We start from the raw sequence: 24,005 nt of genomic DNA, 5'->3' as shown, positions 1-24,005 counted from the left end.
GGCCGGAAGAACTTGCCTCATTGCCGGTGCGGTGCGTGGCAAATGAGATGATTCTTCTCCAAAGAGGGGTTTCATGGAAACAAACGAGTTCGACCGTGCCAGCCTTCAGATCCTGGAAGCGCTGCAGGCCGATGCGCGACTGAGCACCCAGGCGCTGGCCGACAAGGTCGGCCTGTCGGCCACGCCCGTGTGGCGGCGCGTGAAGGAGCTGGAGGACCGCGGCGTCATCCGCGGCCATGTCGTGCTGGTGGACCGCGAGAAGGTCGGCCTGTCCATCTGCGTGCTGGCCAACGTCAGCCTGGTGCGGCACAGCGAGGGCGCGGTGGAGCAGTTCGAGCGCCTGGTCGGCACGCGCCGCGAGATCATCGAATGCCATGCCATCACCGGCGAGGCCGACTACGTCATCAAGGTCGTCGCCGCCGACATGAAGGCCTACGACCTGTTCCTGCAGCAGCACATCTTCAAGCTGCCGGGCGTGTCCAGCGTGCGCAGCAACGTCGTGCTGCGCGAGGTCAAGTACGAGACGGCGCTGCCGGTGGGCTGAGCCCAGCCGCCGGCCCTGAAACGAGAAATCTCATTGCTTGGCGAGGCGCGGCGGCATGCCTACAGTCCGCCGGTCGCTACTCATCACCCCCCATGGACTCCTTCTTCGCCCAGCTTTCCGATTCCGTCAAGACGGCCCGCACGCTGGAAGACCTGACCCGGCCGTTGCTGGAGATGCTCGAGGCCGTGACGGGCCTGGAGTCGACCTACCTGACGACGGTCAACCTGACCGAAGGCCTGCAGCATGTGCTGTACGCGCGCAACTCACGCGACCTGCAGATCCCCGAGGGCTTGTCTGTGCCCTGGGGCGACACGCTGTGCAAGCGGGCGCTGGATGAAGACCGCCCCTTCACCGACGACGTCGCCGGCATCTGGGGCGACTCCGGCGCCGCGCGTGATCTGGGCATACAGACCTATGTCAGCACGCCGGTGCGCACCGATGACGGCGCGCTGTACGGCACGCTGTGCGCCGCCAGCTCGCAGCGCCGACCGCTGACCGGCGAGGCCGGGCATGTGCTGCGCCTGTTCGCCGGCCTCATCGAGCAGCATGTCGCGCGTGAGCGCCTCGTCGAGGAGTTGCAGCGCGCCAATGCCGAGCTGCAGACCCAGGCGCTGACCGATTCGCTGACCGGCCTGATGAACCGCCGGGCGCTGATGCAGGAGCTGGTGCGCCTGGCCTCGGTGGCCCAGCGCACTGGCAGCTGGCTGCTGGCCGGCGCCATTGACCTGGACGGCTTCAAGCAGGTCAACGACAGCCACGGCCACGACGCCGGCGACGAGTTCCTGCGCGGCATCGCCGCCAGGCTGAAGGCCTCGTTGCGCAGCGGTGACGTGCTGGCGCGCATGGGCGGCGACGAGTTCGTCGTCGTCGGCCTGGGGCCCAAGCTCAGCGAAGACGGTGCCGCGGCCGCCGAGCTGCTGCGTCGGCGCCTGACCCACGCCACGGTCGGCCAGTACCCGGCCGGTCCGGCCAGCATTGCCTACGAAGGCGCGAGCGTGGGCGTCGCCTGCCTGGACCCGCAGCAGGCCGGCGTGGAGGAAGCGCTGCGCCAGTCCGACGCGGCGATGTATCGCGTCAAGCTGGCGCGGCGCCAGGCGGCGCAGCACTGACCGCACCGAGGGCGTCGAGCGCGGTGCCGAAGTCCAGCCGCTTGATCGCCTCGCGCAGCCGCTCGAAATCGGCCTCGCCGGTGGCCGCGCGCAGCGCCGGTGCCAGTGGCTCGAACAAGTCCAGCGCGGCCAGGTCGCGCGACTGCAGTGCCTCGCGCAGCCGCGCCAACGCGGCGGGGTCCGGCGGGCCGGCCGGCGCTGCGGCCGCGGCATCGCGGGCGTCCTGAGCCGCCTGGGCGGCGCGGTGGCGCTGCAGCCAGGGCCGGGCCTCGGCCGTCAGCTCGGTCAGCAGGCGCTGCACCTGGGCCAGTTCCACGTCGAAGGGGCCGCCGGCGCGCGCCGCGGCCTCGGCGCGCTGGACGGCCGCATGCAGCGGCTGCGCTGCCAACAGGCCCGCGCCGCCGCCGAGCTTGTGCAGTCGCGCCGCCAGCTCGGCGGGGTCGGGCGGCGTCGGTGGCGCGTCCGCCAGGTCGCCGAACTCGTCGAGCAGCCGCTCCAGCAGCCGGGCGAAGAAGTTGGCGTCGCCCAGCAGCCGCTGGCGCGCCTCGTCGCGGGCGATGCCGTCGAACCAGGGCCAGGGGTCGGCGTCCTCGACCTCGGCCACGCGCGCCGTCACCGGCAGGCGGCGGCCCTGCACCTGCTCGACATGCTGGCGCAGCAGCAGCACCAGGCCGGCCGGGTCGAAGGGCTTGCTGATGAAGCCGTTCATGCCGGCCTCCAGCGCGCGCTGGCGTTCGCTGAGCAGCGCGCCGGCCGTCAGCGCGAGGATGGGCAGCTCGTGCAGGCCCAGCTCGGTGCGGATGCGCCGCGCGGCCGCCAGGCCGTCCAGCACCGGCATCTGCACGTCCATCAGCACCGCGTCGAAGCCGTCGGGGGCGTCCCCCAGCAGCGCGACGGCCGCGGCGCCGTCGCGCGCCAGCGCCACGTGCGCGCCCTCCTGTTCGAGGATGCGCTGGGCCACCTCGAGGTTGATGACGCTGTCGTCGGCCACCAGCACGCGCACGCCGCTCAGCAGCTGCACGGCGGAGGCCTCGCGCGCGCTCGCCAGCAGCGACTGGGCCGCGCCGCTTGCGGCCAGCACCGCATGCACGGCGTTGAACAGGCTGGACACGTCGGCGGGCAGGCGCAGCCGGCCCACGCCGGTCGTGGCCGACGCGCGGCTCATCTGCACGCAGGGCAGGGCGGCCAGGCGCTCCTGCAGGGCTTGCTGCTCGGCCGGCGGCAGCGCCTGCAGCAGGCGGTGGTCCAGCAGCAGCACGTCGGGTGGCGCTGTATCCAGCGCGTTGCGCAGCGCGGCCACGTCGGCCAACGCGACGGTCTGCCAGCCCAGGTCGGCGCACAGGCGCTGCAGCGCGTCGCGCTGGGTCGCGTCGTCGCTGGCCAGCAGCAGTGCCAGCGGCCGCGCCGGCAGCGTCAGCCCCGGCGCCGGTGTGGCCAGCTCGAACGGCAGGCGCACGACGAAGCGCGTGCCCGCACCGGGGCTGCTGCTGACGCCGACCTGGCCGCCCATCAGGTCGCACAGCTGCTTGACGATGGACAGGCCCAGGCCCGTGCCGCCGTAGCGCCGGGACGTGGAGCTGTCGGCCTGCGTGAAGGGCGTGAAGAGGCGCGACAAGGCCTCGGCCGGGATGCCGATGCCGCTGTCCTCGACGGCGATCTCCAGCGACACCCGTGACGTGCTGGCATCGGCGCAGCGCGCGGTGAGGCACACATCGCCCTCGGCGGTGAACTTGATCGCGTTGGAGACCAGGTTGTTGACGATCTGGCGCAGCCGCGCCGCGTCGCCCAGCAGCAGGGCGGGCAGCGGCGGCGGGCCGGCGTCGACGGCCAGCTGCAGCGTGATGCCCTTGGTCTCCGCCTGGGGCTGGAACAGGCTGGTGATGTCCTGGAGCAGTGCGCGCGGGTCGAAGGGTGCGGCCTCCAGCGCCATCTCGCCGGCCTCGATCTTGGACAGGTCCAGCACCGCGTTGATGACGTCCAGCAGCGAGCGGCTGGCGCTGGCGATCTTGTCCAGCAGCTCGCGCTGGGCCGGGTCCAGCGCGCTGCGTTCGAGCAGAAAGGTCAGGCCCATGACGGCGTTCATCGGCGTGCGGATCTCGTGGCTCATGTTGGCCAGGAACTCGCTCTTGGCCGCGCTCGCCGCGTCGGCCACCTGCATGGCGTGGCGCAGCGCGTCGGCGGCGGCGCGCCGCTCGGTCACGTCCTGCACGGCGCCCACCAGGCGCGCCACCGGGCCATCGCTGTCGCGCTGCGCCGCGCCGACGGAGCGCAGCCAGCGCAGCTCGCCGGCCGGCGTCAGCAGCTGCAGCTCCAGGTCCCAGCCCTCGCCCGTCTGCGCGGCCTGCGCCATCGCCTCGCGCAGCCGCTGCTCGGACTCCGGCATGAAGCTGCGCATCACCGCCTCGCCGTCGATCTCGGCCCCTACCGGGACGCCGTGGATGGCATGGGTCTGGGCGGACCACGTGACGTGGCCGCTGGCCAGGTCCAGCTCCCAGCCGCCCACGCCGGCGATCTGCCCGGCGCGCGTCAGGAAGGCCTCGTTGCGCGCCAGCTGGCGGTTGGAATCGCGCAGCGCCCCGTCGCGCTGCTGCAGCGCCGCCGTCATCGCGTCCAGCGCCTGCGACAGCTGGCCCAGTTCGTCCTTGCTCTGCAGCGCGCTGCGCGCGGCCAGGTCGCCGCCCTCCACGGCCTGCGCGACGCGGCGCAGCCGGTCGATGGGCGACAGCACGCGGCGCAGCAGCAGGCCGGCCAGCACCAGCGTCAGCGCCAGCAGCGTCGCCTGTGTCGCCACGGCCAGCCAGCGCTGGCGCACCGCGTCGTGGCGGCGCGCCTCGGCCAGCGTGCGCGACAGGTCGAAGGCGCCGTCGCTGACGCGGCGCGTCTCGTTGACCAGTTGGTCGGTCAGCGTCTCGCGTCGGGCCAGTGCGTCCAGGTCATCGCGGACCGTGGCGCTGCGCAGCGCGGTGAAGATCTGCGGCAGCGTGCGTGCGGTGTCCTGCAAGTCGTTGACCTGGGCGGCGCTGGCCGCGTCGGTGTCGGCGTAGTCGGTCAGCGCGCGCGTCAGCCGCACGTGCACCAGGTTCCATTGCCGCGCCGCGCGCTCGTTCTGGTGCAGCCCGTAGTCCTGCGTCAGCACCAGCAGGCCGGCGGCGTCGCGGGCGATGACCTCGACCGCCTCGCGCAACCTGTCGTTGCGCTCGGAGAACTGGCGCTCGATGGCGATCGTCGTCAGCCGCAGCCCGACCACCGCGAGCGCCGCGATCACGCAGGTCATCAGGGCCGGGCGCAGGCGCATGTCAGTGGCTCCCATGCGCATCGCGCGGTGCGCGACGCCTGTCATTTGCGGGCCGGGCGCCGGGCCGCTCCCAAGCCGGCCCGGCATGGCGATGTGCTTGCCGGTCAGGCCGGCAAGCATCGCCGTCCCGGGGGGAGGGCCAAGGTACGAGTTGCACGAGGGGCTTCACAACTACTTGATGAGCGTCATCGCGCGCGGGTCGAGCGCGCGCAGCGGCTCGGTGCGCATCAGTTCGAGATAGTCGGGTGCGCTGGGGTTGTCCACCAGGCCCTCGCGCACGGCCCAGCGCGACTCGGCCTCCAGCGTCGACAACAGGTTCTGGTCCAGGCCGAGGCGGAATTCATAAACCTCCAACTGGGCGGCCACATCCTTGACGTCCTGCTTCCACAGCGTGGCCAGCCGCGCATGGGCGCGCGCCGGCTGGCCGTTGAGCAGCGTGATGCCGCGCTGCACGGCTTTGAGCAGGCGCAGCAGCGTGTCCTGGCTCAGGCCTGGTTGGGCGACCAGGTTGACCATGACGGTGTAGGGGCGCAGCGTGGCCAGCACCTGGCCGTTGGTGCCCAGCTGCTGGGCTGCCTGCGGGCCCACGGGGCGGTACAGGGCGGCCGCGTCGACTTCGCCGCGCAGCAGCGGTTCGGCGCCGCGGTTGGGGTCGATGAAGACCAGGTTGGCCTTGTCGCGCGAGACGCCGTTGACGAGCAGGAAGACGTTGGCGAAGTAGTGCGCGCTCGTGCCGCGCACGACGCCGATGCGCTTGCCCGCCAGATCGGCCGGCGTGCGGATGCCGCGGTCCGCGCGCGCCACCAGCATGGTGTCGCGCGACGAGCTGCCGAAGGTGGCGAGGATGTCGAAGCGGTGGCCGGCATGCAGCGCGAACACCATGGGCGTGTCGGCCACGGTGGCGACCTGGGCCTCGCCGTCGGTCAGGTGCTTGAGGCAGCGCCGGCCGTTGATGCAGGGCTGCACGCGCACGTCCAGGCCCTCGGCCGCGAAATAGCCCTCCTGGGCCGCCAGCTGCAGCGGCGCGAACAGCGTCGAATCGCCGATGGCCAGCACCAGCGGCGCGGCGCGGGCCGGCGCGGCGGGTGCCAGCAACCAACAGGTCAGCAGCGAGAGGATGGTGAGGCCACGGCGCGTCTTGTCGGTGCAGAGCATGCCGGCATTGTGGGTGCTCAGGACCCGGTTGGCGACTCGTCTCCGACACGGCCGCGGCCGGCCGCCTTGGCCGCGTAGAGCAGCCGGTCGGCCGCCGCGACCAGCGCTTCGCCGCGGCTGTCGACGATGGCGGCATCCAGGTCGGGCCGCCCCGCTGCCCAGCCGACGGATACGCTGACGGCGCCCAGCGGCGAGTCGGCATGGGGCAGGGCCAGCGCCGCGAACGCGTCGACGATGCGCTGGGCCATCGCGCGGGCGCCGGCCGCGTCGGTCTGCGGCAGCAGCACGGCGAACTCCTCGCCGCCGTAGCGCGCGGCCAGGTCGGCCGGGCGGCGGACGGCGGCACGGATGGTGCTGGCGACCTGGCGCAGGCAGGCGTCGCCGCTGACATGCCCGTAGCGGTCGTTGTAGCGCTTGAAGAAGTCCACGTCGACGAGCAGCAGCCCGAGGCTGTCGTGGCTGCGGCGGGCGCGTTCGCATTCGACGCGCAAGTCCTGGTCGAAGCGGCGGCGGTTGGCCAGGCCGGTCAGGCCGTCGGTCAGCGCCGAGGCGCGCAGCGCGTCGCCCAGCGCCTTCAGGCGCAACTGGGTGCGCACGCGCGCGACGACGACCTCGGCCACCGGCGGCTTGCGGATGAAATCGGCCGCGCCGGCCGCGAAGCCGGCGACCTCGGCGGCGATCTCGGTATGGCTGGTGATGATGATGACGGGCACGTCGGCCAGCTGCGGGTCGGCGTGCAGTGCGGCGCAGACCTCCAGGCCGCCCAGGCCGGGCATCTCGGCGTCGATGAGGACCAGGTCGGGCGGGCTCTGGCGCGCCAGGCGCAGCGCGTCCTCGCCGGACAGCGCGAAGCGCAGCTCGCCCAGGCCGGCGAGCATGCGCGCCAGCACCTGCACGCTGGCGGGGTCGTCGTCGACGAGCAGCAGGCTCTGCCGCACGTTGAGCTCGGCGGGCCAGGTGTCGGCGTCGTGCGGGCTCATGGCGTGACGGCCTGCGGCGCGTGGCCGGCGTCGGCGCACAGGAAGAGGCTGCCGGGCGCGGCATGGCTGGCGGCATCCAGCGCGGCCTGCGCGGCCGCGGCCGGATCGCCGTCACCGGTGAGCAGGCCGATGCCGATGGCCAGCGTCAGCCCGCCTGCGTCGGCCAGGGCCTGCTGCAGCCGCTGGGCCAGCGCGGTGGCGCCGGCAGCGGCCGTGTCGGGCAGCAGCAGCGCGAAGACGTGTTCGCCGTGGCGGGCGGCCAGGTCGGCGGGGCGCTGCAGCAGCTGCCGGGCCAGGTCGGCGACGTCGCGCAGCGCGTGGTCGGCCGTGCCACGGCCGTGGCGTTGCTCGTGGCCGGCCAGGCCTTGCACGGCCGCCAGCAGCAGCGCCAGCGGCTGGCCGTTGCGGCGCGCGCGGCGGGTTTCCAGCGCCAGTTCGTCGTCGAGCTGGGCGCGGTCGGCCAGGCCGGTCAGCGCATCGCGGCGGGCCAGCCGTACCAGGCGCTGGGCCGTGCGGTGCAGGCGCAGCTGCATCGCGACGCGGGCGCGCAGCGCCGGGCCGGCGACCGGCTTGGCGATGAAGTCGGCCGCGCCCAGCTCGAACACGGCGGCCTCGACACGGGCGTCGTTGTGCTGCGTGACGAAGATGACGGGCACGTCGGCCAGCAGCGGGTCGGCCTTGAGCCGGCGGCACACCTCGAAGCCGTCCAGGCCGGGCATCTCGGCGTCCAGCAGCACCAGCTCGGGCTGCCAGCTCTGCGCCAGGGCCAGGGCTTGCGTGCCGTCGGTGGCGAAGCGCAGCTGGCTGTAGCCGGACAGCAGCCGGCCGAGCGCCTGGATCATGCCGGGGTCGTCGTCGACCAGCAGCACGCGTGCGTCGGCCAGCGACGGCAGCAGGCTGTCCAGGCGGCTGGCCAGCGGGCTGGGTGCGGCGGGATGGGGAGCGCTGGGCAGGGTCAAGGGCATGGCGCGGCCATTGTGAGGCCGTGGCGGAGTTGGGCGTCAATCGGGCGCGGGGCGCAGCAACAGCTCGAAACGGCAGCCGCGACCGGGCCCGTCGCTGTGCACCAGCAGCCGGCCGCCCATGGCCTGCACGAGCTCGCGCGTCAGCGTCAGGCCCAGGCCCGTGCCGGGGATGGCGCCGCCGTCCTGGCCCAGGCGGTTGTAGGGTTCGAACAGGTGGGCCATCTGGGTGGCGCCCAGACCGGCGCCGTGGTCCTGCACGGCCAGCGCGATGTCGCCGCCGCGCCGCGCGATCTCGACCTCGATGCGCCCGCCATCGCGCCCGTACTTCATCGCGTTGGACAGCAGGTTGTCCAGGCATTGGCGCAGCCGGCGCGCGTCCGCGCTCACCAGCACCGGCGCGCCGGGCGCGGGCAGGCTCAGCCGCAGGCCGGCCGCGGCGGCCTGCGCGAGCGCCGGGCCGCAGGCCTGCTGCACGAGGGCGCCCAGCTCGACCTCGCCGGGCTGGACGAGGAACTGGCCCGACTCCATGCGCGCCACGTCGGTCACGTCGGCCAGCAGGCTGCCCAGCCGGCCGACAGCGTCGAGGATGTGGGACAGCTTCTCGGCCTGCGCCGGCGGCAGCGGGGCGCCGGCGTCGGCCTGCATCAGCTGCGCAAAGCCCTTGATGACGTTGACGGGGTTGCCCAGCTCATGGGCGATGTAGGACAGCATGGAGGCGGTGGCGCGGCGCGCGGCGGCGGCTTCGTCCTGGCGGCGCAGCAGCGACTGCAGGCGATCGCGCTCGCGGGTGTCTCGCAGCACGTGCACGGTCAGCGCGTCGGCGCCGTCGCCCTCGGTGGAGGTGCTGACCTCGACCGGGATGCCCAGGCCGCTGACGTGGTGCGCGGTGTGGCGGCCCCGGTCGTCGGCGCTGAGCAGCTCGGCCAGGCGCAGCCGCCGCAATGGGCCATCCTCCAGGCCGATCAGCGCGCAGGCGGCTGCGTTGGCCATGACGATGCGGTCATCGGCATCGGCGATGAGGATGGCGTCCTTGCAGGCCTCGACGATGGCGGCCACGCGGCTGCCGCTGAGCCGGCGCTGCTGCTCGCCAGCCGGTCCGACATGGCGTTCCGGCGAATGCTTGCGGTCCATCAGGCGGCGCACGCGGGCGCGCAGCACCGGCGCGCTGAAGGGCTTGCGCACGAAGTCGTCGCCGCCCCGCGCCAGCGCGCGGGCCTCGTGGCCGATGGTGCTGGACTGGGTCAGGAACATGATGGGCACCTGACCCAGCGCGGGGTCGGCGCGCAGCGTCTTGCACAGCTGCATGCCGTCGCTGTCGGGCAGGTCGATGTCGAGCAGGATGAGGTCGGGGCGCAGCCGGTCCAGCAGGCCCAGCGCCTGTGCGCCGCTGCCCGCGAAATGGCATTCGCCGACGTCGGCCAGCAGCCGGCGCACCAGCTGCTGGCTGCCGGCGTCGTCGTCGATGACGAGGATGCGCGTGCGGCTGCCGGGAGCGGCGCCGGTGTCATCGGCGCGTTCGTCCACGTGGGCGGCGGCGCGCAGCTGGTGGCGCAGCCGGGCCAGCACCTGGGCGTCGTCGAAGGGCTTGCACAGGAAGTCGTTGGCGCCATGGTGCAGCGCGCTGGCCTGCGTGGCGGCATCGGTGTGCTGGCTGGCGAAGATGACGGGCAGGTCGTGCAGGCCCGGCGTCGCGCGCAGGCGGCGGCAGACCTCGAAACCGTTCAGCCCCGGCAGCTCCATGTCCAGCAGCACCAGGTCGGGCCGGCGCCGCTCGGCCAGGCGCAGCGCGTCCTCGCCGCTGGTGGCAAAGCTGATCTGGGCGAAGCCCTTCAGCAGCTGGCCGAGGTACTCGATGCTGCCGAGGTCGTCGTCGACGACCAGCAGCCGGATCAGGCAGCTGCGTGCCGCTTCGGCCTCGTGGGCCGGGCTGGCGGGCTGTGGCCAGCGCGGCGTGGTGAGTGGGGAGGTGCTCGCATTCGATATGACCATGTGTTCTCCCTGTGGTCTTTGTCGTCAGCGTCCCCCGTGGTGCGCGAGCGCGTCGGCCAGGCGGCCGCCGAGTTCGAGCACGTCCAGGGGCTTGGTCCAGTAGTCGTCGAAGCCGAGCTGCATCGCGCGCTCGATCTGGCTCGGGGTTGCATCGGCGGACAGCGCGATGCACAGCGTGCCGGCCAGCGCCGGGTCGGCACGCAGCGCCTGCACGATGTCCAGGCCCGACAGGCCCGGCAGGTTGATGTCGGTCAGTACGACGTCGGGCCTCTGCGTCTGCGCCAGCGCCAGGCCGCTGCGGCCGTCGGCGGCGTGCAGCACGCGCCAGTCCGTGCGCTGGCGCAAGGCTTCCTGCACCAGCAGCGTGTTCAAGGGCTCGTCCTCGATGTAGAGCAGCGTGAGGGCGTCGTCGATGAGCGCGCCCGGCGCGGTCTTGCGCGCGGCTTCGGCGCGGTCCAGGTCGAGCAGGCCGTCGACGAGCTGGTGCAGGCGCTGCGCGGAGGCGAGCACCCATTCGATGCGCTCGCGCTGGCGCGGGGTCAGCGGCTCGTCGTCGTCGGCCAGCAGCAGCAGCTGGCTGAAGCCCAGCACGGCGTTCAGCGGCGTGCGCAGCTCATGGCTGGCGCGTGACAGGAAGGCGCTCTTCTCGGCGCTGGCGTGTTCGGCGGCCAGCTTGTCGCGGCGCAAGCGGTCGATCTCCATGGGCGCGTCCACGTTGGCGACGAAGCCATGCCACAGCACGCTGCCATCGGCCAGGCGCGAGGGGCTGGCATGGGCCGAGCGCCAGCTGGGCTGGGCCGCGCCCGGCAGGCAGACACGGAAGACGTGCTGCCAGGGCTGGTGCGCCAATGCGGCGTCGGCCATGCAGCGCAAGAGGCCGCGCAAGTCCTCGGGGTGGCAGCGCGCCAGGAAGGCGCGCACGCTGGGCGGCTGTAGCGGAGCCAGCGCGCCGAAGATCAGGTCGGCCTGGCCGCTGACGAAGCTCAGGCTGCCGCGCTGGCCCGGCGTGCGGCGGTACTGGAACAGCATGCCGGGCGTCTCGCGGCTGAGGCTGAGCAGCAGTTCGGCGCGGTCTTCCAGGTCGGCGCGGCTGGCGCGCAGCTCGACATGCTCGCGGCGGTGGCTGAACCAGGCACTGACGGCCTGCGCGATGTCGGCCAGCAGCGTGGCCTGCACGGCGTCCAGCCGGCGCGGCACGGTGTCGGCCACGCACAGCGCGCCCAGCGTCAGCTCGCCCAGGCGGATGGGCAGGCCGGCGTAGGCGCGCAGCTGCACATGGGCGGGGTTCTGGCCGGTGACCCAGGGGCTGTCGGCGAAGCGCGGGTCGGCCTGCGCGTCGGTGACCTCGAACAGCGTGCTGCCGCGGATGGTGTGGTTGCAGAAGGAGGGTTCGCGTTCGCCGCCGATCGCGTCGGTGCCATAGCGGGCCTTGAACCACATGCGGCTCTCGCCCACGATGCTGATGGCGGCGACGGGGTAGCCCAGCAGGTGGGCGGCGCAGCGCACCAGGCCGTCGAGCACGGCGTCGGTCTCGGCCCCGCCGGGGGGCTGGCTCAGGCCCAGTTCGGCCAGGCATTGCAGGCGCTGCGTTTCGTCCAGCGGGAGTTCGGCGGCTTTCATGGCACCAATCTAGGTGCGCGCGCCCGGCGGCGATGCGGGGAGTTCTTGATCCGTGCTGTCGGGGGGCTTGAGTGGCGGGCGGCTCAGGCGTCGTTGCTGATCAGACCGTGACGCAATGCCAGTTTGACGAGGGCCGTCACGTCGGCGGCGCCCAGCTTGGCCATCAGCCGGCTGCGGTAGCTGTCCACCGTCTTGGGCGACAGGTGCAGGGCCGTCGCGATCTCGCTGCTGGAGTGGCCGTCGACGACCATCGTGACGACCTGGCGCTCGCGCACCGACAGGCTGGCGAAGGGGTCATCACCCGCGCCTTCGGCCAGCGCGCGCGCGGCCAGCTCGGCCACGCCCTGGCCCAGGTGGCGGCGGCCGCTGCGCAGCGCCGCGATGGCTTGCAGCAGCTCTTCGGACGGCGAGCCTTTCAGCACATAGCCGCAGGCACCCAGCTTGAGTGCCATGGCCACATGGCGCGGCTGCGCGGACATGGTCAGCACCAGGGCCCGTGTGGGCAGGTGGCGGCGCTGCAGCTCGGCCAGCAGTTCCATGCCGGAGCGCGCGCCGATGGACAGGTCGACCAGCGCGACGTCCGGCGTCAGCTGCTGCAGCTCGGCCAGCGCCGGGGTGATGTCGCCGCTGTCGCCAACGACGTCGTGGCCGGCCTCGGTGAGCAGCGCGCGCAGGCCCTGGCGCACCATGGCGTGGTCGTCAACGAGATAGATGCGGGCGCTCAAGCGGGTGCCTCCCAGCGCAGGCTCAGGCGTGTGCCGATGCCGTCCTCGCACGCGGCCAGCGCGAGCGTCGCGCCGATGGCGCGGGCGCGTTCGCGCATGCCCACCAGTCCCAGGTGGCCGGGCCGGCGCTCGAAGCCCGGCGCCAGGCCCGCGCCGTCGTCGGCCACGCCCAGTTCCAGCTCGTCCGGGCCGCCGTACAGCGTCAGCCGGACCTCGCCGGGGGCGGCGTGGCGCAGTGCGTTCTCCATGCCTTCACGGGCGACCATGAAACAAGCGTACTCGACCTGGGCGGGCCAGCGCTGGGTCAGCAGCGTCGCGTCGGCGTCCAGCACCAGGCGCACGCCGGGGTGCAGCACGCGGCGCTGGGCGATCTCGTTGTCCAGCGCCGCGGCCAGGCCTTCGTCCTCCAGCAGCGGCGGGCGCAGGTCGACCAGCACCTGGCGCACGTCGCGCAGCGCCTGGTCGACCAGGCTGCGCGCCTGCTGGCGGGTGTCGGCGGAGGCGCCCAGGTCCAGCGTCAGGCGCAGCGCCGTCAGCGTCTGGCCCAGCTGGTCGTGCAGCGCCTGGGCCAGGCGTTGCGTCGTGCGGCGCTCCTGGTCCATCAGTTGCTCGGCCAGCGCCGACAAGGCGACTTCGGCGTTGACCTGCACGGAGATGTCGACGACGGCGCACAGCAGCAGCGCGCGGCCGCCCAGCTCGACCTTCTCGGCCACCAGCTTGGCGTGCAGCGGCCGGCCGTCGCGGTGCTGCAGCGCCAGGTCGTCGATCTCGATGCGGCCGGCTGCGGCGAACACCGCCGACAAGCCCAGCGCCGCGGCCGGCTGGCCGACGACGCCATGGGCCGGCCAGCCGAGCAGCCGGGCCAGCTCATCGTTGGACTCGACGACCGTCTCGCTGGCCGGGTCCAGCAGCGCGATGCCGATGGGCGCCGTGTGGAAGAGGGCGCGAAACTTGGACTGGCTGTCGCTGAGGGCTTGCTCGGTGAACTTGGCGACGGTCACGTCGGACAGCGTCGCCAGCACGCGGGCCGGCTGGCCGCGCAGGTCGCGTTCGGCCCAGCCGCGGCAGCGCAGCCAGCGTGAATCGACGCCAGCGATGCGCGCGTCGATGTCCAGCGGTGCACCGTGCAGCAGGTGCGACTGCAGCGCGGCGCGCAGCGGGCCCTGGTCGTCGGCGTGCAGCAGCTCGATGAGGCGGCCGCTCCAGCCGGCCGGCTGGCCCAGCAGCGCCAGGCAGCGCGGCGAGAAGTATTCGCTGTCGGCCGCCAGGTCCCATTCCCACAGGCCGTCGGCCCCGCCCTGCATCGCGCGGGCGTAGCGGGCCTGGTCGGCGTCGGCCACGCGGGAGGCCCCGCTCAGAGCGTGCCGTAGCTGTGCAGGCCGGACAGGAACATGTTGACGCCCAGGAAGGCGAAGGTCGTCACCAGCAGGCCCACCAGCGCCCACCAGGCCGCGACGGTGCCGCGCAGGCCCTTCATCAGCCGCATGTGCAGCCAGGCCGCGTAGTTCAGCCAGACGATCAGCGCCCAGGTTTCCTTGGGGTCCCAGCTCCAGTAGCCGCCCCAGGCCTCGGCGGCCCAGAAGGCGCCCAAGATGGTGGCGATGGTGAAGAACGCAAAGCCCAGCGCGATGGCCTTGTACATGAGGTCGTCGAGCTGGGGCAGGTCCGGCAGGCGGGCCGTCAGGCGGCTGCGCAGCGCGACGGTGATGGCCAGGAAGACGGCCACGCCGGCGATCTTGCGCGCCCAGCCGTCCAGGCCGGTGAGGGTGGCGGCCTCCAGCGTGGCGCCGAAGCGCACGGCCAGGATCAGCGCAATGATGCCCACGGGCATCGCGACCAGGCCGATGACCAGCGAGCGCGTGGCCGCCGTCTTCAGCAGATAGGCCAGCGCGACCATGGCCGCCAGCGCGAAGCTGCCGTAGCCGACGAAATTGGCCGGCACGTGGATCTTCATCCACCAGCTCTGCAGCGCCGGCACCAGCGGCTGGATCTCCTGCGCCTCGCGCGCCACCGTGTACCAGAGCAGGAAGCTGACGGCCGCGCAGACGACCAGCATCACGTAGGCGCCCAGCGAGCGTGTCGCGAAGCGGGCCTCGTAGTACAGGTAGAACAGCGTCGTCATCCAGCTGAACAGCACGAACACTTCGTACAGGTTGCTGACGGGGATGTGGCCGATGTCGGCGCCGATCTGGTGGCTCTCGTACCAGCGCACCAGCGTGCCCACCAGCGCCATGAAGACGCCGCCCCAGGCCAGCTTGGAGCCGACCACTTCGGCCGCGCTGTTGCGCCCCGCGCCGGTGAAGAAGCCGCCCCAGTAGAAGAGCATGCTCATGTAGAACAGCAGGCTCATCCACAGGATGGCGCTCTGGCTGGACAGCATGTACTTCAGCCAGAAGACCTTCTCGCCGGCGGCCAGGTCGGCGCCGAAGCCGTCGGTCTGCTGCGCGTACAGGCCGATGGCCAGCAGCGTGGCCGCGCCGGCCGCGACGCACAGCCAGCGCAGCGGCTTCCAGAACCAGCCCAGCGCGATCAGCGCCGGCATCGCGAATGCCAGGATGCCTTTCTCATAGACGTCCATGCTGGCGTGGTAGCGGCTGAAGGCATAGCTGCCGCCCAGCAGCACCAGGGCGGCGAAGACCCAGTCCAGCGCGTCGCGCCGCTGCAGCGTGTGGCGGCGCGGCAGATCGAAAGTGGTGGTGTTCATGAAGGCTCCTTCAGCACAGCAGCCTTGAGCTGGGCGAACAGGGTCGCATTGTCGGGCGACTCGCGCGTGCTGGACATTGCCATGCGCACCTGCGAGCTGGCCGGATCCGCGCTGGGCGCGATCCAGATCCACAGCCTACGCTCTTTGATGTACAGCATGGCGAAGACGCCGATGATCAGGAAGACGGCGCCCAGGTAGACCAGCTTCTGCCCGGGTGCGCGCGCCACCTGGAAGACGCTGGCCTGCAGCTGCTCGTAGTTCTCGAGCTGGAACAGCACCGGCGCCGGGTAGTACAAGCTGTCGGACAGCGACAGCACGGCCTGCGTCATGAAGGCCTGGCTGGCGAGGTCGGGCGTGGCGGGCTTGACGCCGGCGCGTTCGCGGGCGAGCTGGTGCAGTTCGAACAGGCTGCCGTTGAGGATGCGCAGCAGCACCTCGGAGACGCGCTGGCGGTCCGACTCGGGCACGTCGCGGTCGATGAACTGCGACAACGCCGGCAGGCCGCCCTTGACCTCGTCGGCGGGTTTGTTCGCGGCGCCGGAGAACAGGCTGAGCGCGCGCTGGGCGGTCAGCTGCAGCTGCGGCGTCATCTGCGGCTGGTTGGCCGGCGTGGCGGACACGGCGTACGCGCGCGCGGCGGCGTCGCGCAGCGCGGGGTCGGCCAGTGCCTGGCGCAGGCGCAGCCAGCCGTCCAGCGCGCCGTTCTCGTCGGCCGGCATGCGCAGGTAGCGGAAGTTCTCGGCCGGCGTGTCGCGCACGCCGGCGAGGAAGAGCTTCTGCCCGTCCAGCTCGACGGGGTACATGTAGTTGTTGTACTCGCGGGCCTGGCCGGCGGCGTCGCGCAGCCGGTAGCTGAAGGACGGCCCGACGTTGTGCAGCGTCTTGGCGGTGCTGCTCTTGGCGCCGCTGCCCAGGTGCTTGCCCAGCGTGTCGGTCAGGTCGACCTTGCGCACGTCGGTGCCGCTGGCGGAGTCGTTGCTGAGGTTCTCGACGTTGATGACGCGCAGGCCGGCGAACTCCAGCGTCTGGTCACCAAATGCGGTCTTGTCGCCGACGCGGCCCTCGATCTGCACCGGCTTGCCGCCGATCAGCGGCAGCACCTTCAGCTGCAGCTTGGAGCCGCCGTCCTCGAAGCTGCTCTGGTAGATGGCCACGCCCTTGTGGATGACGGGCTCGTTGACCTTGACCGTCGCCTGGCGCTCGGCGCCGCCGTCGCGGATGACGATGTCGCTGGCAAAGCTCTTGGGCATGCCGGTGGGGTAGTAGTCGACGCTGAACTTCTTCAGCTCGACGTCGAAGGGCAGCTCCTGCAGCACGATGCCCTTGGGCAGCGTCAGCACGGCGGTGCCGGCGCGGCTGCCCTCGGGCACGAACAGGTTGCCGCGAAAGCTCGGGTTGCCGCTGCCCAGCCGGTACTCGGGCCTGACTTCCGCCGACGTGCCGGCGGAGCCGGTGTAGGCCTGCTTGCCCTGCGCCCACATCATCAGCTTGACCATGATGTCGCCGTCGAACAGGCCGCCCAGGCAGATCAGCACGATCGCCGAGTGCGCCGACAAGTAACCGATCTTGTTGGCCGCGCCGCGCCGCGCCGCGATCATGGTGCCGTGCTCGCGCTGCTGCACGCGGGCCTTCCAGCCCAAGGCGGTCAGCACCTGGCCGATCTCGGCCAGCGCCATCTGCGGGTTGCTGGGCAGCTCGCCAATGGCCTTGTGGTGGTGGGCCTGCAGCGACTGCTCGCGCACGCCTTCCTTGTAGCTCTTCAGGTCCGCGACGATCTTGGGCGCATTGCGGGCGATGCACAGGCTGGTCGACGTGACGAGGAAGGCCAGGATGAGCAGGAACCAGGGCGCGCTGTAGACGGTGTACAGGTCCAGCCGGCCGAACAGATCGGCCCAGAACGGCCCGAACTGGTTGACGTAGTTGCCCGCGGGCTCGCGCTGCTTGACGACGGTGCCGATGACCGAGGCGATGCAGATGACGCTGAGCAGCGAGATCGAGAAGCGCATGGACGCGAGCAGGTCCAGCAGTTCACGGGCAAGCGAGGGGCGGGGGGCAGCGGTGGACATCAGGTTGGGCAACAAAAAAGGCCGGTGGGGTTCACCGGCCTTCGTTCATCGAGGCTGTCGCTGCGTTCAGCGCAGGCCGGCGACGTAATCGGCAACGGCCTTGATTTCCTTGTCGTTCATCTTCGCAGCCACGGCCACCATCTGCGGCGAGTTGCCGCGGGTGCCGGCACGGAAGGCCACCATCTGCGCCTCGACGTAGTCGCCGTGCTGGCCGCCGATGCGCGGGTACTGGGCCGGGATGCCGGCGCCCGTGGGGCTGTGGCAGCCGGCGCAGGCCGGCACGTTGCGCTCGGCGATGCCGCCGCGGTAGATCTTCTCCCCCAACGCGACGCTGTCCTTGTTCTTCGCGAAGCCCGGCTTGGCGGTCTTGCTGGCGTAGAAGGCCGACACGTTGCGGATGTCTTCTTCCGACAGCGGCGCGGCCATGCCGCTCATGACGGCGTTCTTGCGCTTGCCGGCCTTGAACTCGGCCAGCTGCTTGGCGAGGTACTCGGGGTGCTGGCCGGCCAGGATGGGGTTGGCGGGGCTGCCGCGCGAACCGTCCGCCGTGTGGCAGGCGGCGCAAACTTGCGACGAGATCGTGCCGCCCTTGCCGAGGTCGGGCTTGGCCGGCGCGGCGGCAGGCTCGTTCGCGTGAGCCACGGTGGCCAGCAGCAGACTCGACAGGAGGAAGGCGACAGTCTTCATGGATTTATTCGGTTTCGTTGGGCGCAACCTCAGAATTTTACAATGCTGAATCACAGCGTCCGAACAAGCCATGACCGACACGATCCCCGAGGCCGAAGCCATCACCGAGAAGGTGGCCCTGGGCTGGACGCACACCACGCGTTTCCTGACCACCGCCAGCCAGCTCATCCACCTGCCCGCGACCGAGTTGCCGGAGATTGCCTTCGTCGGCCGCTCCAACGCCGGCAAGTCCACGGCGATCAACACGCTGGCCCAGCAGAAGCGCCTGGCCTTCGCGTCCAAGACGCCCGGCCGCACCCAGCACATCAACCTGTTCGAGCTGGGGCCCAAGGACGCGCCCGACGCGTTGTTCGCCGACCTGCCCGGCTATGGCTATGCGGCCGTCGCCAAGGCCGCCAAGCTGCGCTGGCAGAAGGTCATGGCCGACTACCTGGAGGTGCGGCGCAGCCTGTCCGGCGTCGTGCTGATGGTGGACTCCCGACTGGGGCTGACCGACCTGGACAAGCAGCTGCTGGAGTTCGTCGCGGCGCGCATCGCCACCGGTGAGATCAAGCTGCTGGTGCTGCTGACGAAGTCCGACAAGCTCAACCGCAAGGAGGCCGATGCGGCGCTGCGCGCGACGACCGAGTTCCTGGGCGGGCTGACGACCGACAGCTCGGACGTGGCCGTGACGCTGTTCTCGGCGCTGAAGAAGAGCGGCGTGGGCGACGTCGCGGTGACGCTGCGCGAGTGGGTGCTGGCCCATCGGCAGCGCGAGGCGGCGGCGTTGAGCGAGCCCGTCGTGCCCGTCACGCCCGCGGCCTGAGGCTTGGGGCTCAGCCGCCGTCCAAGTCGCTCATCAGCGTGTCGACGGCGCGCTGCACGACGCTGTCATCTTCCAGCGCCGTGATGAGGCCGTTGGCCAGCAGGGCTTCGAGCGCCTTGCGCGTCAGCGGCAGGCGCTCGTCGGACTCGCGGCCGACGAAGAGCAGGAACTGGCGGCCCTCGCTGATCCAGGCGATCTGCGTGGTGTGCCAGTCGCCCTGGATGAAGAGGTGGAACCAGCGGCCGATCTGCAGGCCATCGATCCAGCGCTGCAGTGCGGCGCGGGCGTCCGGCGAGTCGTCTTCGTTGTAGAGCTGCACCGGCACCGTCGGCAGCTCGCCGCGGTCGACGTCGGCGCTGAGCCAGTGCGAGGGCACCTGCGAATCGCGCTCTTCCATCAGGCGCTTGACGATCTCGTCCGCCGACGCGGGCGCGGCGCTGCCGGCGGGCGTGGCGGCGGGCAGCGGCGGCGAGGGGCGGCGCTCGGACGGGTCCTGCGCCGGCAGGCCGCGCAGCAGGCGGGCGTGCTGGGCCATCAGCTCGCTGAGCGGCGGCTCGCGCTTGACCTCGGGCAGCTGGATGCTGTCGCAGCCGGCGACGAGGCGCTCGATCAGCACCGGCAGGCGCATGCGCAGCGCCTCGCGGTCGGCCATGTCGCGCGGTGTCGTGAGGCTGTCCAGCACGGCGTCGACGAGTTCCATCGCGGCGCTGGCCTCCAGCGAGTCGCGGCCGTGGCGCACCATGGCCGTGACGATGACGTCGACCCACGACGTCTGCAGGAAGCGGTGCATGCGCGGCCCCAGCGGTGCGCCGGCGATCTGGTGGTCGATCTGCTCGCGCAGCAGCTCGCGCCAGTCGTTGCGCAGGTGCTCGCGCTCCAGCGCGGCCAGCGCGACGGCGTTGCGCTCGCTGCTCTGGCGCGCCTGCTGGTCGATGCGCGCGTCCACGCGGGCCAGCACCTGCTGGAACAGCGCCGCGGTCGGCGTCGGTGCGTCGACCAGCAGCTGGGCCTCGCCTTCCATGAAGCGCAGGAAGTCGACGAGGCGCTCGTCATCGGCGCGCTCGAAGGCCATGCCGTGGCCGGCGACGCGGTTCAGCAGCGCCCAGGTCGGGTGGTCCTGGCGGCGCAGCAGCGTCGTGTCGCTGCGCGCCAGGCGCACGACGGCGATCTGCAGCCGCGCGAGCAAGGCCTTCAAGGGCGGCAGCAGGCGTGGGTCGGCGAGGATCTGGTCGTAGAGCCGGCTCAGCATGTCCGGGCCGGTCGTGCGCACGAAGGGCGCCGGCGCCTGCGGGTCGCGCGGCTGCACGGCGGCACCCAGGCCCTGGGGCCGCGAGTTCACGGCGTCGACGCGGCGCGACAGGCTGTCCAGCGTGCCATGGTTGGTCGGACGCGTGCCGATGCCGCGCGCGGCGGCCAGCCGCTGGTGGGCCAGCGGATCGGTCTGCGCGTGGCCGTGCGAGGCCACCATGTCGCTGATCTCCGCGGCCTTCAGCGCGGCGCAGGCCTGGGTGTATTGGCGGTGCAAGGCCTTGGCCAACGGCGTGGCCGCTACGCGCATCAGCTCGTACTGCGCCTGGGCGGCCAGCGGGCTGGCGGCCAGCGCATGGTGCAGCGCGTGGGCGTACAGGGCAGGGCGCAGCGGGTTGTCGCGTTCGCGGGCACGGGCGGTGCCGCGCAGCGCGGCGTAGAAGTTGCCTAGCTGGTGCAGCTCGGCCCGGCTCAGCTCCTCGGCCGTGTGGGCCACATGGGCGATGGCCACGTCCTGCAGGGCCTGGTGCTCGTCGACGAGGCTGAGGCTTTCCAGGCCGCCGAGCTGCAGCGCCGAGCGGTTCAGCGCGTCTTCGCCGCGGCGGCCCGCCTGCAACAGCTCGATGAGCTTGCCTTCGAAGTCGGCCGCGAAGCTCGCGCGCACCTTGCGCCAGCCTTCCCGCAGCGGGTAATGCTGGGGCTGGGCATCGAGTTCGTCCTGCACGACGTTCAGCAGCTCGCGGGCCAGCGGGCCGGCCTCGGTCAGCGCGTGGTCAAGCAGGTCGTGGGGATGCAGGCTGGAGGACATGGACGCGGGAAGACAACGAGCCTGGATTATCTGGCGCCAAGCTGGTGCGCCTTGGCGTGTTGCCCTCTCTTACCTCCCCCTGATCCGCATGGCAAACGCCGCAGTCCAGAACCTTTTCACGCTTTTCGGGCTTGACCGAGGTCGTTGACGGCATGATGCGCGCGGTCCTGGCTCCCGAACCGCCCATGAAGCACCTCCTTGGTTTCAGCCTTGCCTGCGCTAGCGCGCTGGCGCAGGCCGACGACGCCGCGCCCAAGCGCCCTGACCTGCCGTTGTGGGAGCTGGGCGTTGCCGCCGGCGTGTTGTCACAGCAGGCTTACCCGGGCGCCAACGAGCAGGTGCGGCGCACGCCGGTGCTGCCCTACGTCGTCTACCGGGGCAAGGTGCTGCGGGCCGACGACGAGGGCGCGGGCCTGCGGGCCGTGCGCACCGAGAGCTTCGAGCTGGACGTCTCGTTTGCCGGCTCGCTGAGTTCCGGCGGCAAGTCGCTGCGGGCGCGCGAGGGCATGCCGCGTCTGCCCACGCTGGTCGAGTTCGGGCCCGTGGCGCGCTGGTTCCTGAACGGCCGCGAGGCTGCCGACCGCTTCAGCCTGGAGCTGCCGCTGCGCGGCGTGTTCGAGGCGCGCGACCTGCGCCGGCACCGTGGCATGAGCCTGGAGCCCGAGCTGAGCCTGGACCGCCGCGGCAAGGGCGGGTGGGGCTACGGCCTCAGCGCCGGCCTGTTGTTCGGCGACAGCAGGCTCGGGTCGACCTACTACGCCGTCGCGCCCGGCGAGGTGTTGCCGGACCGACCGGCGTACGAGGCAAAGGCCGGGTTGATCGCGTGGCGACTGAAGGGCGGCGTGTCGCGCCAGTTGACGCCGGACCTGCGCCTGTTCGCCTTCGGTCGCGTCGACAGCGTCGCCGGCGCGGCCAATCGTGCGAGCCCGCTGGTGCGGCAGACGACCGGCGCCAGCATCGGCATCGGCCTGACCTACACACTCATGCGCTCGTCGGCACGCGCCAGCGACTGATTTCGCAGAGGCAAAAGAAAAGGGGCTGCTTGCGCAGCCCCTTCGTGTGTCAGCGACGGGTGTGTCGCCGGCGCGGACTTACATGTCCATGCCGCCCATGCCACCCATGCCGCCCATGCCACCAGGCATGCCGCCGCCGGCAGCTTCTTCCTTCGGCGACTCGGCAACCATGGCTTCGGTCGTCAGCATCAGCGACGCGACGGAGGCAGCGTTCTGCAGGGCAGTGCGCGTCACCTTGGTCGGGTCCAGGATGCCCATTTCGATCATGTCGCCATAGGTATCGTTGGCGGCATTGAAGCCGTAGTTGCCCGAGCCGGCCAGCACGGCGTTGACGACGACGGAGGCTTCGCCACCGGCGTTGTAGACGATCTCGCGCAGCGGTGCTTCGATGGCGCGCAGGACCAGCTTGATGCCAGCGTCTTGATCAGCGTTGTCGCCCTTGATGGCGCCAGCGGCTTGCTTGGCGCGCAGCAGCGCGACGCCGCCACCAGCCACGATGCCTTCTTCAACGGCAGCACGCGTGGCGTGCAGCGCGTCTTCGACACGGGCCTTCTTTTCCTTCATCTCGACTTCGGTGGCAGCACCGACCTTGATGACGGCCACGCCGCCGGCCAGCTTGGCCACGCGCTCTTGCAGCTTCTCGCGGTCGTAGTCGCTGGTGGCTTCCTCGATCTGGATGCGCACTTGCTTGACGCGGGCTTCGATGTCGCCCGCAGCACCGGCGCCGTCGATGATGGTGGTGTTTTCCTTGCCCACTTCGACGCGCTTGGCCTGGCCCAGGTCGGCCAGCGTGACCTTCTCGAGCGTCAGGCCGACTTCTTCGGCGATGACCTTGCCGCCCGTCAGGATGGCGATGTCTTCCAGCATGGCCTTGCGACGGTCACCGAAGCCGGGCGCCTTGACTGCGACGACCTTCAGGATGCCGCGGATGGTGTTGACCACCAGCGTCGCCAGGGCTTCGCCTTCGACTTCTTCGGCAATGATCAGCAGCGGGCGGCCGGCCTTGGCCACTTGCTCCAGCGTGGGCAGCAGGTCGCGGATGTTCGAGATCTTCTTGTCGAACAGCAGGACAAAGGGGTTGTCCAGCAGCGCGGCTTGCTTCTCGGGGTTGTTGATGAAGTAGGGCGACAGGTAGCCGCGGTCGAACTGCATGCCTTCGACGACGTCCAGCTCGCTGTCCAGGCTCTTGCCGTCTTCGACGGTGATGACGCCTTCCTTGCCGACCTTGTCCATCGCTTCAGCAATGATGCGGCCCACTTCCACGTCGCTGTTGGCCGAGATCGTGCCGACCTGGGCGATTTCCTTGGAGGTGGTGGTGGCCTTGGAGGCCTTCTTCAGCTCGGCGACCAGGGCAGTGACCGCCTTGTCGATGCCGCGCTTCAGGTCCATCGGGTTCATGCCGGCGGCCACGTACTTCATGCCTTCGCGGACGATGGCTTGTGCCAGCACCGTGGCGGTCGTGGTGCCGTCACCGGCGTTGTCAGACGTCTTGGAAGCGACTTCCTTGACCATCTGCGCGCCCATGTTCTGCAGCTTGTCCTTCAGCTCGATTTCCTTGGCCACGGACACGCCGTCCTTGGTCACGGTGGGAGCGCCGAACGAGCGCTCGAGCACGACATTGCGGCCCTTGGGGCCCAGGGTCACCTTGACCGCATTGGCCAGGATGTTCACGCCTTCGACCATGCGGGCACGCGCCTCGCCGCCAAAGATCACGTCTTTTGCTGCCATTTGAATTCTCCGGTTCTCTAAATTGGGGTCAGAGTCGATTTATCGACGCCGAATTCAGCGAGGGCAGAGCAGCAGGTCGTGCCGGGCTGCCCTCAAGCCATCACTTCTGGACGACGGCGAAGAGGTCTTCTTCGCGCATGACCAGCAGTTCCTCGCCGTCGACCTTGACGGTCTGACCCGAGTACTTGCCGAACAGCACGCGGTCGCCGACGGCGACGTTCAGGGTGATGAAGTCACCCTTGTCGTTGCGCTTGCCCGGGCCGACGGCCAGGACTTCACCCTGGTCGGGCTTCTCGGCGGCGTTGTCGGGGATGACGATGCCGGAGGCGGTCTTGGTTTCCTGTTCCAGGCGGCGAACGATCACGCGATCGTGCAAGGGGCGCAGCTTCATGGGTTCTCCTTCAGAGTTTGAACTGCAGCGGCCGCATGCTCCCTGAGCCTCGGCCGCCGAAAAAACGGGGCCGAATCATCGGCCCGATTTCGTTAGCACTCGAATGCGTTGAGTGCTAGCAGCCTCGCATTATAAGGACGATGCGTGTCGATTCAAGCGCTTGGTCCTGCTCC

Annotated in this window: 18 protein-coding genes; 4 read left to right on the top strand and 14 right to left on the bottom strand. The window is 71.1% G+C overall.

The genetic code is table 11. From position 1 onward, the window contains the following. Positions 1 to 73: 73 nt before the first annotated feature. Both AC1D29_RS11695 and AC1D29_RS11690 read left to right on the top strand, forming a co-directional pair. Complete coding sequence (locus AC1D29_RS11695; RefSeq protein ID WP_477897397.1) at positions 74 to 544, top strand: Lrp/AsnC family transcriptional regulator; 471 nt, start codon at positions 74 to 76, stop codon at positions 542 to 544. 92 nt (positions 545 to 636) lie between these two features. Further along, positions 637 to 1,653 carry a sensor domain-containing diguanylate cyclase gene (locus AC1D29_RS11690; RefSeq protein ID WP_477897395.1) on the top strand — a complete coding sequence of 339 codons (1,017 nt, stop codon included), beginning with the start codon at positions 637 to 639 and terminating at the stop codon, positions 1,651 to 1,653. Here the strand turns inward: AC1D29_RS11690 and AC1D29_RS11685 are convergent. From AC1D29_RS11685 to AC1D29_RS11635, 11 genes are all read right to left on the bottom strand, one after another. Further along, the gene (locus tag AC1D29_RS11685) at positions 1,619 to 4,948 is read right to left on the bottom strand and encodes a hybrid sensor histidine kinase/response regulator (RefSeq protein ID WP_477897392.1); all 3,330 of its coding nucleotides are present in this window, start codon (positions 4,946 to 4,948) and stop codon (positions 1,619 to 1,621) included. The two genes, AC1D29_RS11690 and AC1D29_RS11685, sit on opposite strands and share 35 nt — an antisense overlap. A gap of 171 nt (positions 4,949 to 5,119) precedes the next feature. After that, positions 5,120 to 6,103, bottom strand: coding sequence for an ABC transporter substrate-binding protein (locus AC1D29_RS11680; protein ID WP_477897390.1), 984 nt, complete (start codon positions 6,101 to 6,103; stop codon positions 5,120 to 5,122). A gap of 17 nt (positions 6,104 to 6,120) precedes the next feature. Then, positions 6,121 to 7,083, bottom strand: a complete 963-nt coding sequence (locus AC1D29_RS11675) for a GGDEF domain-containing response regulator (protein ID WP_477897388.1) — start codon at positions 7,081 to 7,083, stop codon at positions 6,121 to 6,123. Next, complete coding sequence (locus AC1D29_RS11670) at positions 7,080 to 8,048, bottom strand: GGDEF domain-containing response regulator (protein ID WP_477897386.1); 969 nt, start codon at positions 8,046 to 8,048, stop codon at positions 7,080 to 7,082. Before AC1D29_RS11670 ends, AC1D29_RS11675 begins: the two co-directional genes overlap by 4 nt. Before the next feature lie 36 nt (positions 8,049 to 8,084). Continuing rightward, complete coding sequence (locus tag AC1D29_RS11665) at positions 8,085 to 10,037, bottom strand: response regulator (RefSeq protein WP_477897384.1); 1,953 nt, start codon at positions 10,035 to 10,037, stop codon at positions 8,085 to 8,087. A gap of 24 nt (positions 10,038 to 10,061) precedes the next feature. Next, positions 10,062 to 11,657 (bottom strand): response regulator, encoded by a 1,596-nt coding sequence (locus AC1D29_RS11660; protein WP_477897382.1) that lies wholly within the window; start codon positions 11,655 to 11,657, stop codon positions 10,062 to 10,064. Between the two features lie 83 nt (positions 11,658 to 11,740). After that, complete coding sequence (locus AC1D29_RS11655) at positions 11,741 to 12,382, bottom strand: response regulator (RefSeq protein WP_477897380.1); 642 nt, start codon at positions 12,380 to 12,382, stop codon at positions 11,741 to 11,743. Then, positions 12,379 to 13,722 carry a PAS domain-containing sensor histidine kinase gene (locus AC1D29_RS11650; protein WP_477897378.1) on the bottom strand — a complete coding sequence of 448 codons (1,344 nt, stop codon included), beginning with the start codon at positions 13,720 to 13,722 and terminating at the stop codon, positions 12,379 to 12,381. Before AC1D29_RS11650 ends, AC1D29_RS11655 begins: the two co-directional genes overlap by 4 nt. Before the next feature lie 14 nt (positions 13,723 to 13,736). Beyond that, positions 13,737 to 15,086 (bottom strand): c-type cytochrome biogenesis protein CcsB, encoded by a 1,350-nt coding sequence (gene ccsB / locus AC1D29_RS11645; protein ID WP_477897376.1) that lies wholly within the window; start codon positions 15,084 to 15,086, stop codon positions 13,737 to 13,739. Beyond that, positions 15,083 to 17,152 carry a cytochrome c biogenesis protein ResB gene (locus AC1D29_RS11640; RefSeq protein ID WP_477897374.1) on the bottom strand — a complete coding sequence of 690 codons (2,070 nt, stop codon included), beginning with the start codon at positions 17,150 to 17,152 and terminating at the stop codon, positions 15,083 to 15,085. Before AC1D29_RS11640 ends, ccsB begins: the two co-directional genes overlap by 4 nt. A 66-nt stretch (positions 17,153 to 17,218) precedes the next feature. Beyond that, a complete protein-coding gene (locus AC1D29_RS11635) occupies positions 17,219 to 17,839 on the bottom strand; it encodes a c-type cytochrome (RefSeq protein WP_477897372.1) in 621 nt (206 codons plus the stop codon). Between the two features lie 70 nt (positions 17,840 to 17,909). Between AC1D29_RS11635 and yihA the strand changes: the two genes are divergently transcribed. Then, the gene (gene yihA / locus AC1D29_RS11630) at positions 17,910 to 18,644 is read left to right on the top strand and encodes a ribosome biogenesis GTP-binding protein YihA/YsxC (protein ID WP_477897370.1); all 735 of its coding nucleotides are present in this window, start codon (positions 17,910 to 17,912) and stop codon (positions 18,642 to 18,644) included. Positions 18,645 to 18,654: 10 nt separating this feature from the next. Here yihA and AC1D29_RS11625 read toward each other — a convergent pair whose 3' ends face one another. Further along, positions 18,655 to 20,700, bottom strand: a complete 2,046-nt coding sequence (locus AC1D29_RS11625) for a DUF1631 family protein (RefSeq protein WP_477897368.1) — start codon at positions 20,698 to 20,700, stop codon at positions 18,655 to 18,657. 185 nt (positions 20,701 to 20,885) lie between these two features. On the opposite strand from AC1D29_RS11625, the gene AC1D29_RS11620 reads away from it, so the two are divergent. Continuing rightward, on the top strand, positions 20,886 to 21,713 hold the full coding sequence (locus AC1D29_RS11620) for a MipA/OmpV family protein (protein WP_477897366.1): 828 nt from the start codon (positions 20,886 to 20,888) through the stop codon (positions 21,711 to 21,713). 78 nt (positions 21,714 to 21,791) lie between these two features. Here the strand turns inward: AC1D29_RS11620 and groL are convergent, their stop codons facing one another. Both groL and groES read right to left on the bottom strand, forming a co-directional pair. After that, entirely contained in the window at positions 21,792 to 23,441 is a 1,650-nt protein-coding gene (gene groL, locus AC1D29_RS11615; RefSeq protein WP_477897364.1) for a chaperonin GroEL, read from the bottom strand. A 100-nt stretch (positions 23,442 to 23,541) separates the two neighbouring features. Further along, positions 23,542 to 23,832, bottom strand: coding sequence for a co-chaperone GroES (groES, locus tag AC1D29_RS11610; protein WP_477897362.1), 291 nt, complete (start codon positions 23,830 to 23,832; stop codon positions 23,542 to 23,544). Between the last annotated feature and the right edge of the window lie 173 nt (positions 23,833 to 24,005).

The organism is Roseateles sp. P1_C6, assembly GCF_056406315.1.
The sequence above is the reverse complement of the archived record's forward strand: the minus strand, read 5'-3'. Positions and strand labels throughout refer to the sequence as shown.

Excerpts from the sequence above, each read along its gene's own strand:
- AC1D29_RS11695 (WP_477897397.1), top strand. The coding sequence starts at position 74 with ATGGAAACAAACGAGTTCGACCGTGCCAGCCTTCAGATCCTGGAAGCG.
- AC1D29_RS11690 (WP_477897395.1), top strand. The coding sequence starts at position 637 with ATGGACTCCTTCTTCGCCCAGCTTTCCGATTCCGTCAAGACGGCCCGC.
- AC1D29_RS11685 (WP_477897392.1), bottom strand. The coding sequence starts at position 4,948 with ATGCGCCTGCGCCCGGCCCTGATGACCTGCGTGATCGCGGCGCTCGCG.
- AC1D29_RS11680 (WP_477897390.1), bottom strand. The coding sequence starts at position 6,103 with ATGCTCTGCACCGACAAGACGCGCCGTGGCCTCACCATCCTCTCGCTG.
- AC1D29_RS11675 (WP_477897388.1), bottom strand. The coding sequence starts at position 7,083 with ATGAGCCCGCACGACGCCGACACCTGGCCCGCCGAGCTCAACGTGCGG.
- AC1D29_RS11670 (WP_477897386.1), bottom strand. The coding sequence starts at position 8,048 with ATGCCCTTGACCCTGCCCAGCGCTCCCCATCCCGCCGCACCCAGCCCG.
- AC1D29_RS11665 (WP_477897384.1), bottom strand. The coding sequence starts at position 10,037 with ATGGTCATATCGAATGCGAGCACCTCCCCACTCACCACGCCGCGCTGG.
- AC1D29_RS11660 (WP_477897382.1), bottom strand. The coding sequence starts at position 11,657 with ATGAAAGCCGCCGAACTCCCGCTGGACGAAACGCAGCGCCTGCAATGC.
- ccsB (WP_477897376.1), bottom strand. The coding sequence starts at position 15,086 with ATGAACACCACCACTTTCGATCTGCCGCGCCGCCACACGCTGCAGCGG.
- AC1D29_RS11640 (WP_477897374.1), bottom strand. The coding sequence starts at position 17,152 with ATGTCCACCGCTGCCCCCCGCCCCTCGCTTGCCCGTGAACTGCTGGAC.
- AC1D29_RS11635 (WP_477897372.1), bottom strand. The coding sequence starts at position 17,839 with ATGAAGACTGTCGCCTTCCTCCTGTCGAGTCTGCTGCTGGCCACCGTG.
- yihA (WP_477897370.1), top strand. The coding sequence starts at position 17,910 with ATGACCGACACGATCCCCGAGGCCGAAGCCATCACCGAGAAGGTGGCC.
- AC1D29_RS11625 (WP_477897368.1), bottom strand. The coding sequence starts at position 20,700 with ATGTCCTCCAGCCTGCATCCCCACGACCTGCTTGACCACGCGCTGACC.
- AC1D29_RS11620 (WP_477897366.1), top strand. The coding sequence starts at position 20,886 with ATGAAGCACCTCCTTGGTTTCAGCCTTGCCTGCGCTAGCGCGCTGGCG.
- groL (WP_477897364.1), bottom strand. The coding sequence starts at position 23,441 with ATGGCAGCAAAAGACGTGATCTTTGGCGGCGAGGCGCGTGCCCGCATG.
- groES (WP_477897362.1), bottom strand. The coding sequence starts at position 23,832 with ATGAAGCTGCGCCCCTTGCACGATCGCGTGATCGTTCGCCGCCTGGAA.